Annotated in this window: 12 protein-coding genes and 1 pseudogene; 12 read left to right on the forward strand and 1 reads right to left on the reverse strand. The window is 35.4% G+C overall.

Features of this window, described 5'->3' with window-relative positions; all coding sequences use genetic code 11:
• The 4 genes and pseudogenes from ACIQYS_RS19870 to ACIQYS_RS19885 all read left to right on the forward strand — a co-directional run.
• Positions 1-218, forward strand: a pseudogene (locus ACIQYS_RS19870) (hypothetical protein); the annotation flags it as partial.
• 119 nt (positions 219-337) lie between these two features.
• Positions 338-1,318, forward strand: a complete 981-nt coding sequence (locus ACIQYS_RS19875) for an MFS transporter (RefSeq protein WP_402983926.1) — start codon at positions 338-340, stop codon at positions 1,316-1,318.
• A 162-nt stretch (positions 1,319-1,480) separates the two neighbouring features.
• Positions 1,481-2,518 carry a serine hydrolase domain-containing protein gene (locus ACIQYS_RS19880; protein WP_402983929.1) on the forward strand — a complete coding sequence of 346 codons (1,038 nt, stop codon included), beginning with the start codon at positions 1,481-1,483 and terminating at the stop codon, positions 2,516-2,518.
• Between the two features lie 43 nt (positions 2,519-2,561).
• Entirely contained in the window at positions 2,562-3,011 is a 450-nt protein-coding gene (locus tag ACIQYS_RS19885) for an NUDIX hydrolase (RefSeq protein ID WP_402983932.1), read from the forward strand.
• Positions 3,012-3,378: 367 nt separating this feature from the next.
• Here ACIQYS_RS19885 and ACIQYS_RS19890 read toward each other — a convergent pair whose 3' ends face one another.
• A complete protein-coding gene (locus ACIQYS_RS19890; protein ID WP_402983935.1) occupies positions 3,379-3,975 on the reverse strand; it encodes a TetR/AcrR family transcriptional regulator in 597 nt (198 codons plus the stop codon).
• Positions 3,976-4,254: 279 nt separating this feature from the next.
• Here ACIQYS_RS19890 and ACIQYS_RS19895 point away from each other — a divergent pair, with 279 nt between their 5' ends.
• The 8 genes from ACIQYS_RS19895 (at position 4,255) to ACIQYS_RS19930 (ending at position 13,329) form a co-directional block, all read left to right on the forward strand.
• Positions 4,255-5,775: a class I adenylate-forming enzyme family protein gene (locus ACIQYS_RS19895; protein ID WP_402983938.1), complete on the forward strand. Its 1,521-nt coding sequence runs from the start codon at positions 4,255-4,257 to the stop codon at positions 5,773-5,775.
• An 80-nt stretch (positions 5,776-5,855) separates the two neighbouring features.
• Positions 5,856-6,296, forward strand: a complete 441-nt coding sequence (locus ACIQYS_RS19900; protein ID WP_402983941.1) for a Zn-ribbon domain-containing OB-fold protein — start codon at positions 5,856-5,858, stop codon at positions 6,294-6,296.
• Positions 6,286-7,428 (forward strand): acetyl-CoA acetyltransferase, encoded by a 1,143-nt coding sequence (locus ACIQYS_RS19905; RefSeq protein ID WP_402983944.1) that lies wholly within the window; start codon positions 6,286-6,288, stop codon positions 7,426-7,428. Before ACIQYS_RS19900 ends, ACIQYS_RS19905 begins: the two co-directional genes overlap by 11 nt.
• 67 nt (positions 7,429-7,495) lie before the next feature.
• Positions 7,496-7,930, forward strand: coding sequence for a MaoC/PaaZ C-terminal domain-containing protein (locus ACIQYS_RS19910; protein ID WP_402983946.1), 435 nt, complete (start codon positions 7,496-7,498; stop codon positions 7,928-7,930).
• An 11-nt stretch (positions 7,931-7,941) separates the two neighbouring features.
• Positions 7,942-9,297, forward strand: coding sequence for a sigma-54 interaction domain-containing protein (locus ACIQYS_RS19915; protein WP_402983949.1), 1,356 nt, complete (start codon positions 7,942-7,944; stop codon positions 9,295-9,297).
• Between the two features lie 433 nt (positions 9,298-9,730).
• On the forward strand, positions 9,731-11,416 hold the full coding sequence (locus tag ACIQYS_RS19920) for a class I adenylate-forming enzyme family protein (protein WP_402983952.1): 1,686 nt from the start codon (positions 9,731-9,733) through the stop codon (positions 11,414-11,416).
• A 236-nt stretch (positions 11,417-11,652) separates the two neighbouring features.
• On the forward strand, positions 11,653-12,405 hold the full coding sequence (locus ACIQYS_RS19925) for an SDR family NAD(P)-dependent oxidoreductase (RefSeq protein ID WP_402983955.1): 753 nt from the start codon (positions 11,653-11,655) through the stop codon (positions 12,403-12,405).
• A 75-nt stretch (positions 12,406-12,480) separates the two neighbouring features.
• Positions 12,481-13,329, forward strand: coding sequence for an SDR family oxidoreductase (locus ACIQYS_RS19930; protein WP_402983958.1), 849 nt, complete (start codon positions 12,481-12,483; stop codon positions 13,327-13,329).
• Positions 13,330-13,346: the final 17 nt, after the last annotated feature.

Raw genomic sequence — 13,346 nt, forward strand, 5'->3', positions numbered from 1 at the left:
TTCATTTACACAGCGGGCTTAACTTCGTTACACCTATACAATGTCACACTGGGGCACATGTGGACATACTAGAAAAACGAAAAGAAGTGTATGAAGCGGCAAAAGAAAAGCACCCAGAACGTTGGGCACGGGACACAAGAGACTGGGCACCACATCAACAAGTCGCGCTCAATCCCATGCGAGATGAGGGAAAAACAGAAGCATTGGTTCAACCGTAATCCCCCCTTATCCTGGTGGTTTGAATGGAAAGAACGCTCTTCCTTTCCATTCAAATCACCAGGCCAGCAAGCACAGCGCGGTAGCCTTGATTGAATTAGGGATTACAAGATATAAGAATATGTATTTTAAAGATATTAAACTAGCTAAATGCGACAACTATATTGACAAACACCGCTATATAATTACGAGCAGTCTTGGTCGGCCAGCGATGCATGCTATTATTATTGATTCAACTACACCAGAAAATAGAAAAGAAGTGTATGCACTCGATTATTGGCTAGTAAATTTATCAATGGCTATAGGGGCGGCACTTGGGGGTTTACTGTATTTAAATCACCAAATTGAATTATTTGCATTACTAACTATAACTTCGATTATTCTACCGATAGCTTACAAGATTTGGTTGATTGATGAACATACACATACGTTACAAAAGCGGTATGAAAACGTGTTTATTGATTTATTTCAAAACTATAAGGTGGCTTTTCAAGATCTACCTTTTGTCAAAGTAGTAGTAGGTTCTATGTTTATCTTTTCCGCTGAATTTACTTTAAACAGTTATATCGGAGTTCGGCTTGCAGAAACGTTCAAATCTGTACAAATTGGAGCATTTGAACTAGTGGGTGTGCGCATGTTAAGCATACTTAATATAGAAAATATGCTACTCGTTGTTTGCTTCACGTTTTTGATTAATAAGTTTACAGATCGTTTCAGTAAGCAAAAAGTGTTATTGATAGGTCTTATTATTTACAGTATCGGATATATTACTGTGACTTCAGCGAACACTTGGTACATACTGATTCTGTTCAATCTAATTGCGACAACTGGTGAATTAATTTATTCACCAGTTAGAAATGCCGAGCAGGCAAATATGATTCCAACGGATAAAAGAGGTTCCTACTCTGCATTTTCGAACATTTCATTTAGCGGAGCGGACTTAATCGCACGCTCTACTATTATCATCGGTGCATTTTTAATACCTACGATGATGTCCGTTTATATTGGCATTATTTTGATGATAGGAATCTTCTTTGTGTACACAGGTTTGTTTATAAATCAAGCTGTTACAATCAACAAGAAGATTAAAATAACTGATTAAATAAATTGTAATAATAGTTAAAGAGTTGCAGATCAAACAACTAATCTGTAACTCTTTTATATTGGTTTAACTTTGCACGCAATTCATAGAAAATTCCAATATAGAGAACATACATTCTTATGTTTGTGATATAATAATGCTACAAATAATGGGAGGTTTCATATGAATCTAATTAATATGAATATTAAAGAGCGGATGGATTATTATAAAGTTTCCGGTTTAAGCATTACAGTAATTGAAGGAGGTCAAATCAGTACTACAGAATGCTTCGGCTTGCTTGAAGAAGGAACCAATAAAAAGGTAGACAGTAATTCTATTTTTAGTGCAGCTTCAATCAGTAAGTTTCTTACATCCTTTCTAGTGATGAAGCTCTCGGAGCAAGGTATTCTGGACTTGGATGAGGATGTAAATAAGAAGCTTTCCTCGTGGAAAGTACCTGAAAATGATTTTACAAAAAATAAAAAAGTGACCTTACGAAATTTGCTTAGTCATCAAGCTGGAATAATAGATCCAGAAGGTAGTTTTACGGAACTTACTTTGATAAAAGGTATACCTTCAATGGTTGAGCTATTAGAAGGTAGAACATCGTATTGCAATCTACCAATTGAAGTGAGGTATGAACCAGAGAGTAATTTTCAATATTCAGATGCAGGTTTTTGTATCATTCAACTATTAATAGAAGATGTCACAGGATTACCTTTTCAACAAGTTATGGAAGAACAACTATTTCAGCTATTAAACATGAAAAATAGCACATTGAAAACAACGATACCAGAAGCAAAAAGAGAATGGCTTTCTAGTGGTCATAACAAAAGTAGAAAATTAGTAGACGGAAAATATCCGATATATCCTTATCCTGCAGCTGCCGGATTATGGACAACATCTTCAGATTTAGCCATATTGGTTATTGAATTAATGGATTCTTTAAAAGGGCAAAGTACTATTGGACTTTCTGCGCGTAAAGCGAAAGAGATGATAAGTCCACAAGGTGGAAGGGAATGGACTGGGCTTGGATTATTTTTAGATGGATCAGGTCAAGAGATTGAAATTTCTTCCCTTGGTTGGGGCGTAGGTTTCCAATGTATGATGGTAGCTTATCCATATTTAAGAAAAGGTGTAGTCATCATGACAAATACAGATTTAGGAATTCATCAATTGGAAGGAATTATTGGTGAAATATATAATTCTTTATCTATATAGTGAAGGTTAGCAAACAATATAATTTTAGAGGGGATCAGAAAACATGAAAAGAGTAGATGTTACATATGTCCTTCTGTTTGATGAACTTGGACAGAATGTATTAATGGTGAAAAACAAAGGTACAGGGCCCTCTTACTATACACTCCCAGGAGGAGCGGTGGAAAAGGGTGAAACGCTAAAGCAAGCTGCTATTCGTGAAGTAAAAGAGGAAACGGGATTAGATGTTCAAGTTGATGGCATTTTCTCCGTGAGTGAAGCGTTTTTTGAAGAAAGGGGACACCACGCCATCTTCTTTACTTTTATCGGAAAAATAATTGGTGGAGAAATAAATATATCATTTCCGGAAGAAATTGAGGAAGTGACTTGGATGGATCTAAAACAAGCGGAAAAATATATACATATTTCAAGTACGTTTGAAGGGCTGATAATGGATAGAAATACGGTTCCATATATGCTTAGAGAAGTTGAAAAAAAGGGTGAGTTAAAAAGTTGAAAGAGCCTATATAGAAAAGCATATATAAAGCAGTATTTTATAGCTCCTGCTGGGAACCTTAAGTATAAAAGGATTTTATAGATGTTCAAAATAATTTATGCAAGCTGTCTTATACTATAGATGTTATCATTAAGTTTAGAAAAGGCTTATGAGAGTGAATGAGTGGTTTATACAAATAATTAGGCACCCTAATTAGGTAGACAGAAGAAAAGTGAAAATTAATCTATCTAATAGGGTGCATATCAAGAGTAAATTATTTGTCTAGTAAGTACTTATCTTCAAAAAGAATACAACAACCTGCGGAAAACCGGAAAAAGGACCAATCTTTAACTGATTTCTTCAAATTTATGTGATTTGTATACTCTTTTTACTCCTTTTTTAATCCCTTTATCATGATACCAAATAAGTTCTCCTGTTCCTTAATTAGTGAAAAATCGCCCCTATGAAGACTCCAATCATATAAAATGCCACGCATTACTCGAACGCAGATAGACATCATATATTCAGGTGTAAAGTCATGCCTAAACTCATTATTTTTTTGTCCTTTTTCGAAAATACTAAGAAGAATAGAATACAATGCTCTATTTGGCAACAAGAAAAAACTATCCCTTTCAGTATTTAATTCACTTTCATAGATAGTCCTTATAAGATCCCAGCCGAGGTCCTGTTCAATATATGTCATTTGTAAGCCTAGAAAGACCGTTAATTTATCAATGTATGTTTTTTCTGTGGCGATAATATCAACTAATTGGTTTAGGTAATAATTATCTACTTCTTTGAATTTTTCTAAGAAAATATCATGTTTACTTTTAAAATGAGTATAAAAAGCACCTTTAGATGTATTAGTTTTATTGATAATTTCATCTACTGTCACCTGGCTGAAACTTTTTTCATTAAAAAGTTTCAGTGCAGTATCGGATATTTTTTTCTTCGTTTGTAGTGCCTTGAATTGTCGGATATTCATTCTACCTCTCCTTATATAGAAAATTCAAAATATATTGACAAAGGGACTATGGTCTGCCAAAATTAAGTTGGAATTTATATTGCTTTCTGAAATTTATATATTAAATATGTAAGCGCTATCAATGGTGTTGAGAATTTTTCCAAAAACATTACTTTTTTGGGGGGCTCTCAAAAGTAATTATTGATCCTATATCTTTTACTCTACAACCTATTGTAACATCGATTTCCAACTCCATTGTTCAATAAATATGTAATTAGATTAAGAAGGGAGAAATATTAAATGCTTACACATGGAAATATGACGATTTATACGTATCTTGAAAAGCAAGCAAAAAAATTCACATCAAAACCTTTTATTTATTTTGAAGATGAAGTCATTTCTTATTCAGAGATGGTAGAACGTACAAATAAGACAGCGGATTGGTTAAAGAAAAAAGGGATACGAAAAGGTGATAAAGTGTCTGTCATGTTGAAAAATTCACCTGTTTTTTATGATATATGGTTCGCTTGTGGTGCATTGGGAGCTACTATAGTCCCGATTAATATTGCTTCTACAGCATCTGAATTAAGGTATTTTCTTGAGCATTCAGATAGTAAAGGATTTATATATGATGATTCACTTATAACAAGTAAACATGAACATGTAATTAATGATGTGCCGATTCTTTTTCATCAACCAACAAGCTCAAAGTGGAAAAAAGAAGTTAATCTATTAGGAGGTACTTCACATGATAAAAACGTTGGATCTCAAGATATATGCGGAATTATGTATACATCAGGTACAACTGCTAATCCAAAGGGTGTATTAATTACACATGAAAATTATTTATATGCCGGGCACTCTTCTGCGCTTTATCAGCAATTAACACCAGAGGACCGCTATTTAATCTTTTTGCCATTATTTCATGTTAACTCACAGTATTATTCATCAATGGCTACACTAGTTGTTGGTGGAACAATTATTCTACAAGAGAAATTTAGTGCAAATACTTTTTGGAATGATGTTGAAAGATACCAACCCACTGTTTCTAGTTTTGTTGCAACAATCATTAAGATTTTATTGAAACTAGATTTACATCCATATGAAAAGAAACATTCAATAAGACAGATTGGATATGGATTATTTGTTACCAAAAATGATGTAGAAACATTTATAGAGCGTTTTGGAATTCATATATTTCAGTGGTTCGGTATGACAGAATCAATTACAACAAATATTACCACACCTTTATATACAGATATGCAAGTGGATGAAGAAACTGGAATACTATCTATTGGAAAAGCAGGACTAGGGCAAGAAGTGAAAATTGTTAATGCAGAAGGATTAGAATGTCCAATTAATACTGTAGGAGAAATTATTATAAAAAGTCCTTCATTAATGAAAGGCTACTACAAAAATGATATTGAAACGAATAAAACGATAAGAAACGGCTGGCTTTATACAGGAGACAATGGATACATGAATGAGGAAGGTTATGTATGGTTTGTTGATCGTAACAAAGACATGATCAAACGAGCTGGAGAAAATATATCCTCTTTGGAAATAGAAAATGTTTTATCTGGCCATCCTTCCGTAGCGAATTGTGCCATTGTGGCAGCGCCGGATGAATTAAGGGAAGAAAAAGTGATAGCTTATATTGAGCCAAGCGATTCTAAAGTAACGGCAGATACGCTAAGAGAATATTGTGCGGAACGACTTTCTGCTTTTAAAATACCAGAGGAATTTTACTTTGTGGATGAATTTCCAAGGACGTCGATTGGGAAGATACAGAAAAATGTATTGCGGGAAAGATACAACTAAGAACCACGGTTACTTAAGGTGTGTCTTTTTGTATATGAATATATTTATTTAATGATAGAAAGAAAGGATGGTTAATGGTTATGAATGGTTATAAAAACTCAATTCCTAATAACATTAAAGGCTTTGCTACCAATAAATTTTGGAGTGACTTGAAAAAGGAAAAATTTATGTATCAAACTTGCGATGATTGTGGTTCGCCAATTTTTTACGCAAGAGTCGTTTGTCCAGACTGCATGTCGGAGAATCTTTCATGGAATGAAGCAATTGGTAGGGGAAAGATATATTCATTCACAGTTATTCACCGAACTTCATTACCAGGCTATAAAGAAGATGTTCCATATGCGGTGGGATTAATTGACTTAGAGGAAGGTATTCGTGTGATGGGAAATATTATTGGGTGGGATGCTCCAGAAACACTGCGAATAGAACAAAATGTTTCCGTAACATATAAAAGAGTTTCAGATGAATTTACATTTCCAGTTTTTAGCGTAGTAGAGGAGGAGAAGAGTAATGAGTATTAAAGGAAAAGTTGCTATTGTTGGGGTATCTGAAACAGATAGTTGGAATTTACCTGACCTTTCTCCGTTAGATATTATGGCAAAAGAAGCCAAAAGAGCTTTAGAGGAAGCAGGAATTGATAAGTCGGAAGTGGATGGATTATTTTCGGCTTCTTCTAATTACCATATGCCGACGATTTCGCTCGGAGAATATTTAGGAATTTCACCTAGATATACAGATTCTACAACTATTGGCGGTGCTTCATTTATATCTTACTTACTTCATGCTGCAACTGCAATTTCTTCTGGGGTTTGTAAAGTAGCTTTAATTTGTTATGCAAGCACACAGCGAAGTGACGCTGGAAAGGTAATGAGTATGTCGGAAAAAAATCCATTCGAGGATTCTTTTGGTTTTCCTTATCCACTTGGTTCTTATGCGTTAGCTGCACAAAGGCATATGCATCAATATGGGACGACAAGCGAGCAATTGGCAGAAGTGGCGGTTGCAGCAAGACAATGGGCTATGAAAAATCCAAAAGCAACGAAGCGAGACCCGCTAACGATCCAAGATGTATTAGATTCACCTATGATTAGTTCACCTCTACATTTATTAGACTGTTGTCTGGTAACAGATGCAGGTGGAGCAATCGTTCTTACATCTGCAGAGCGTGCACGGACTTTGAAGAAAAAACCGGTATATTTATTGGGAGCTGGTGAATCACATTCCCATCGTTCCATCAGTTCAATGCCTGACTTAACAGAAACAGCAGCAAGGTATTCTGGAGAAGCTGCCTTTAAAATGGCTGGGGTAAGTCAATCAGATGTTGATTTATTAATGTTATATGACGCTTTTACCATAAACGTGATTTTGTTTTTAGAAGATTTAGGATTCTGTCCTAAAGGCGAGGGAGGAGCTTTTGTTTCTAATGGAAGAATCGCCCCAGGTGGGCAACTAGCAGTAAATACAAATGGCGGAGGTCTATCTAATTGTCATCCAGGTATGCTTGGTATTTTTTTGATAGTTGAGGCAGTACGACAGTTACGCGGTGAGACAGGTGAACGGCAGTTGGACAAATGTGATATAGCTCTTGTACACGGTAATGGCGGTACCTTGTCTGCCCAAGCGACAGCAATATTATCAAACCAACCTTCATGAGTATACTGGTTAGCACTAGCCAAAAAAAGGACAAGTTAATAGTAAACTTTAGGAAGGATGAAAGCATTTGACTATAGGAGAAAAAAAAATATCGAAATTTTACATTGGGCAAAGTAGTAGTATTGAAAGAACTTTTACAGAAAGAGATGTAAAAAGTTATATGGAACTAACAAGAGAAGAAAATTCCGTTTACTCGGATGATGTATTTATGAAGAAAGTTCAATTGAAAGGTAGAGTTGTTCCAGGATTATTAAGTGAGGGTTTAATCATGGAAGTGAGTTCAAAGGAGCTTCCTGGTAGTCCCGGATTATTATTGCAAAAGGAACTGATTTATCACCATCCAGTTTATATAGGAGATAATATTACAGCTAAAGTGGAAATCATCGATATAGATTTGAGGCGACGTTGGATCACACTAATGGTACAATGCACCAATCAACTTGGAGAAGTGGTAATAACTGGACAAATCGTAGCTTTGGTTATCATAAATACTAGTGAGTAGGTGACTTCATAATGGAAGCAACAAAAGTTAATAATAATTTATTGAATTTTGGTTACTTTAAAATTGATTCATTTGGAATAGTAAGCTACCTAAGTTCCGATTTGTGCAAAAGATTTGGATTAAGTAAAAATGAAAAAATTGGTGTTCCAGTAGAAAACCTTTTAACTAGTCGAGCTTTTCGAGAAAAATTGGGGAAAATAGAGAATGAAAATAAAGTAGTTTTTGGAGTCATCGGTGAGGTAGCTTGTCTTATTTCAATTTCACCCAGTTATGAAGAAAATAGAAGTGAATATACTTGCTCAGTTATTCTCCTTAAGGAGGACATAGAAGCGAATGATGTTTTAGACTTTTGGAAATCCATGAACCCTGAGGAAAATAATAAGAAAAAAAAGAATCCTCAAAATAACTATTCTCATAAATATAGTTTTGATCAACTTATCGGGTCAAGTCCAGCTATGAATGAGGTTATAGAACTTGCTTCTAAAGTTGCTAAGAGCCGTTCAACGGTTTTGATTACGGGGGAAAGCGGTACAGGAAAAGAGTTATTTGCCCAATCAACTCATGACTTAAGTTCAAGGAGAACAGGACCGTTTGTAGCGATTAATTGTACTGCGATTCCCGAACACCTTTTTGAATCAGAACTATTCGGGTATGAGGGTGGATCATTTAGTGGAGCAAAACGTGAAGGAAAACCTGGGAAAGTGGAGTTAGCACAAAACGGAACCTTATTTTTGGATGAAATCTCAGAGCTTCCTTTATTAGTTCAAGGGAAAATTTTACGAGTATTGCAGGAACGAGAGGTTGAAAGAATAGGGGCAACAGGTTGGAAATTTGTTGATATTCGAATAATCGCCGCTACTAATAAAAATCTTGAAACACTTGTTAATGAAGGGAAGTTTAGGCAGGATCTTTATTATCGCCTTAAAGTCTTCGAATTAAATGTTCCGCCATTAAGGAAAAGAAAAGAAGATATATTGACATTAACCTGGCACTTTATTGAACGATTTAACAATGAACTTGGTTTAGATGTTAAAAATATAGATCCTTCTCTTAAACAATGGTTATTAAATTATCAATGGCCTGGTAATGTTCGAGAATTACAAGCCGCCATTGAACGAGGAATGAATATTGTAGAAGGGAACACGCTCTATTTGGATAACGTAGGATTACACTCCGATTTATATAGTGTCGAAGACAGTGTAGATGAAGAGTTTTTACCAATGGAAGAGGAAGTAGCTAAGGCTGAAATTTCCGCAATCCATCGTGCTTTAAAAAAGACCAATGGGGACAGAATGGCTGCAGCACATATATTAAAAATTCATATTGCTAGTTTATATAGAAAGTTAAATAAGTACAACTTGAAATAATAAATTTTGATAGAGCTAGTATAGATGTATGGACTTAATAAAAATTATGTCCATACATCTATACTAGCTCTGAATGTATGGAGTATTTCCAAACGCTTTTGCATTTTTATATCGCAAATTTGCGTTTTTTTTTGCAGATTTAAGAATTATCGGTTTTTAGTAGTCTTAAATCCTATGTCCAAATATGGCACGAATATTGCATTAGATATTACAGAAAGAAATGAGGAGAGTGGCAATCTTTAAAAATTCAAAGGAGGACTATTAAAATAGTTGATTTATTTGCTTTTTTTCATAATAAGAATGGAGTACGTAGAACTAATTAAAATTCAATTTCAATTCTGATTGCATACTATAGGGTTTGCCGCTTTTTTTGAACGTTCAATAGTTAAAGTGAAATCTTATTAATAATTATAAAAAGAAGGGTGATGTAATTATGGTACAAAAATTGAAAGTGGAAAAAAGCGTTGAGCGTCTCCTCTCCAGAGATGATGTGAGACTTTCAAGAGATCAGGTTAATCATTACTTGAATACTGGACAATGGGGCGTTAAAAGTTTTGTAGATTATCTGGAACAGCATGCAGAAAGCAATCCAAATAAAGTTGCTATTACGGATGAAAACGGGAAAAAAACGACTTATTCTCAATTACATCACCAAACAGAACAATTCGCTTTAACATTATTGGAATTAGGAATACAGCCTGAGGATCGAATCGCACTTCAATTACCAAATTGTAGTGAGCTAGTTATTTCTTTAATGGGAGCTGCTAAAGCCAGTATCTTGCCAGTATTTTGTCATATGCCATATATAGAGCATGACTTAGATTATGTAATTGGTTTGACTGAGGCAAAAGCTATAGTTATACCTGATAGTTTCAACAACAAAAACTATATAGATATGATTAGAAGTGTACAAGAAAAACATCCCTGTTTAAAACATATAATTGTAGTTTCTGATAAGGAGTATGAAGGAACAATCAACTTCTATGATCTTTTGCAAAAGGAAATCAAATCTCCTTCTTCCAAGTTGGAGGAAGTTCGTCCTGTTGGAACAGATCCTTTTTTCATCATGTTTACTTCCGGGACAACTGGGAAACCAAAGGCGGTATATCATTTACATGCCAATAATCTGTTTTATATTGAAACATTAAATGAACAATTAAGTATTCCAAAAAACGGAAAAATGTTGGCGGTTCCACCTTTAGCTCATCTAACGGGTTTAGCATTCGGAGTTTTGACAACTTTGCATAGAGGTGGATCGGTAGTTTTACTTTCTTCTTGGAATGTAAAAAAAGCCGTAGATTTAATAGAAAATGAAAAACCTACCCATTTTCTTGGTGTAACGCCAATGCTAATTGACTTAGCAAGATACGAGGGCTTGGAAACAAGAGATATTAGTTCTTTAAAGAATATCATTTATGCGGGTGCACCCTGCCCGGCGGAAATTTTAAATATCTATACAAAAAAATATAATTGTGAAATTATAGCTTTTTATGGGTATTCTGAAGCAGGTTTAACTCATGGTACCCGTGCAGGGGATGATGTAGCTATTACCAGTACGAGTTTTGGTAAAGCTGCAAAGGGAATAGAAGCAAAAATTGTTGATGAATTTGGAACTGAACTACAAGCCCCTTGTGAAGGAGAGGTAGTAGTAAGAGGAGCAAATTTTATACCAGGATATTATCGTCAACCGCAAAACAATACTAAAGCTTTTGATGCAGAAGGGTGGTTCCATTCTTCAGATATCGTTCGGATGGATGAGAATGGATATTGTACTTTTCTAGCTCGCAAAGATGATCTTATAAACAGAGGTGGATATAAAATTGATCCACGCGAAATTGAAGAGACACTTTATGGTCATCCAATGATAAGCCAAATAGCTGTTATCGCTATGCCAGATGAGAGACTTGGAGAAAGGATAGCAGCCTTTGTTATTCTTAAGGACAATTCGAAAGAACTATCTTTAGCGGATATTACAGCATATCTTTCAGAAAAGGGTTTGAATAAGAAAAATTGGCCAGAGGCAGTAAGAATAGTTGATAGTTTCCCTATGACTGCATCAGGTAAAATTCAGCGTTTTGCAATGCGTGAACAGGCGAAAGAGTTAAAATTGGCAAAATAAAAAAATTTATAAAAAATAACAATTTCAACAATCACTGATTGGTCAGATCAAATAAAGATATTGTTTCATAAATAACTAATCAGTAATTGTTGTGTAAACAATGTGTCCATAGGGAGCTTCTACACTTGTATTAATGAAAGGATAATCGTAGGAAGTATTATACTTTCGTTAATAAACTGAAAATTCCGAAAGAATATTTTGCTTTTATATCAAGTCTTACAATGTGAGGTGAAAAAATGCGTCTAAAAAATAGAGTAGCTATGATCACGGGTGCCGGGGGACCAATGGGGCGGGCAATTGCTTTACGATTTGCTGAAGAGGGGGCAAATTTGGTACTCACAGATATATCAGAAAGAAGATTAGAAGAAACCAAGCAAATTTTAACCGTATTAAAAAAGGATGTTATCGCTGTAAGGTCTAACGTATTAAATTATGATGAAGTTAAAAGTGTCGTGGCTAATGCATATACTCACATGGACAAAATTGACATATTAATTAATGTCGTAGGTGGTATTAGAAGTCAACCAATGAATCAATCAATTTTAGAAATTGATGGGGATCGATGGGATGATACCATGGCGTTAAATATGAAAGGAAGCGTCAATTGCATTCAACTAGTTGCACCACAAATGATTAAAGGTCAATACGGGAAAATTGTAAATATCTCCTCTATTGGTTTTGCAGGGGAAGCGGGTCTATCAGATTATGGCGCAGCTAAGGCAGGTGTCGCATCTTTAACAAAAACGGCGGCAATTGAATTAAGTCCTTATGTTAATGTGAATTGCATTGCTCCTGGAATCATCCAAACGTCGATTACTACAAGGATGGAGCAAAGTGAACTGGAGTCTTATAGGAATCAAACACTTACAGGAAGGCTTGGCGAACCAATCGATATTGCCAATACGGCATTATTTCTATCAAATGAGGAATCAAGGAATATAACTGGGCAGATTATTGCGGTTTCTGGTGGGATATCTCCGCATTTGTAAACAATAATAACTGAATATTAAGAAATCAAAGAGAGTAATAGGTAGATCAAATGACAAACAAGGAGGAATATTACAGTGTTTAAATCAGATTTATTAAAAGATAAAGTAGTGCTTATCACTGGCGGTGGAACCGGTCTTGGCCGTGCAATAGGTGAAAAGCTATTACAATTGGGTGCGAAGTTGGCGATAACTGGGCGACGCGAGGAAGTTTTACAATCAGCTGCGAATGAAATGGGTGCAAACGGTGGGGAAGTTTTCTACACGACTTGTGATATACGAGACGCGAGTCAAATCGAATTGATGGTAAATAAGGTGGAGAATCGTTATGGAAAGATTGATGTGTTGATTAATAATGCTGCTGCAAACTTTATAAGTCCTACAGAGAGACTCTCATCTAGAGGTGTGGATGCCATCTTAAATACGGTATTGCATGGTTCATTTTATACGACACTTGAAGTAGGAAAACATTGGATTGAACAAGGTAGAGGTGGAACGATGTTGAACATGGTTACCGTATATGCTGAAACAGGTTCTGCGTTTGTAGTCCCATCTGCGGCAGCTAAAGCAGGTGTTTTAGCATTAACACGCTCTCTCGCTGTCGAATGGGCAAAGTATGGAATCAGACAAGTTGCCATTGCCCCTGGTTCTTTTCCAACAGAAGGAGCCTGGTCGCGTTTAGCACCGACCCCTGAAATCTCAGACGGAATGATTGAAAGAATTCCTTTGGGGCGTTTTGGAGAACAACAGGAGCTTACGGATCTCGTTGCATTTTTAATATCTGATAATGCTGGATTCATAAATGGTGAGGTTATTACTATCGACGGCGGTGAATGGTTAAAAGGTGCCGGGGTATTTAATGGACTTACAGAATTGAAGGAAGAGCAGTGGGATGAGCTTGAGACACTGACGAGAAGTGGGAAGTAAATCTTATAATAATTACA

Origin of the sequence: Psychrobacillus sp. NPDC096426 (genome assembly GCF_044762745.1) — a bacterium.
GTDB lineage: Bacteria > Bacillota > Bacilli > Bacillales_A > Planococcaceae > Psychrobacillus.

Coding starts and splice junctions, on each gene's coding strand:
- ACIQYS_RS19925 (WP_402983955.1), top strand. CDS start 11,653: ATGCGTCTAAAAAATAGAGTAGCTATGATCACGGGTGCCGGGGGACCA.
- ACIQYS_RS19915 (WP_402983949.1), top strand. CDS start 7,942: ATGGAAGCAACAAAAGTTAATAATAATTTATTGAATTTTGGTTACTTT.
- ACIQYS_RS19905 (WP_402983944.1), top strand. CDS start 6,286: ATGAGTATTAAAGGAAAAGTTGCTATTGTTGGGGTATCTGAAACAGAT.
- ACIQYS_RS19920 (WP_402983952.1), top strand. CDS start 9,731: ATGGTACAAAAATTGAAAGTGGAAAAAAGCGTTGAGCGTCTCCTCTCC.
- ACIQYS_RS19900 (WP_402983941.1), top strand. CDS start 5,856: ATGAATGGTTATAAAAACTCAATTCCTAATAACATTAAAGGCTTTGCT.
- ACIQYS_RS19885 (WP_402983932.1), top strand. CDS start 2,562: ATGAAAAGAGTAGATGTTACATATGTCCTTCTGTTTGATGAACTTGGA.
- ACIQYS_RS19875 (WP_402983926.1), top strand. CDS start 338: ATGTATTTTAAAGATATTAAACTAGCTAAATGCGACAACTATATTGAC.
- ACIQYS_RS19890 (WP_402983935.1), bottom strand. CDS start 3,975: ATGAATATCCGACAATTCAAGGCACTACAAACGAAGAAAAAAATATCC.
- ACIQYS_RS19895 (WP_402983938.1), top strand. CDS start 4,255: ATGCTTACACATGGAAATATGACGATTTATACGTATCTTGAAAAGCAA.
- ACIQYS_RS19880 (WP_402983929.1), top strand. CDS start 1,481: ATGAATCTAATTAATATGAATATTAAAGAGCGGATGGATTATTATAAA.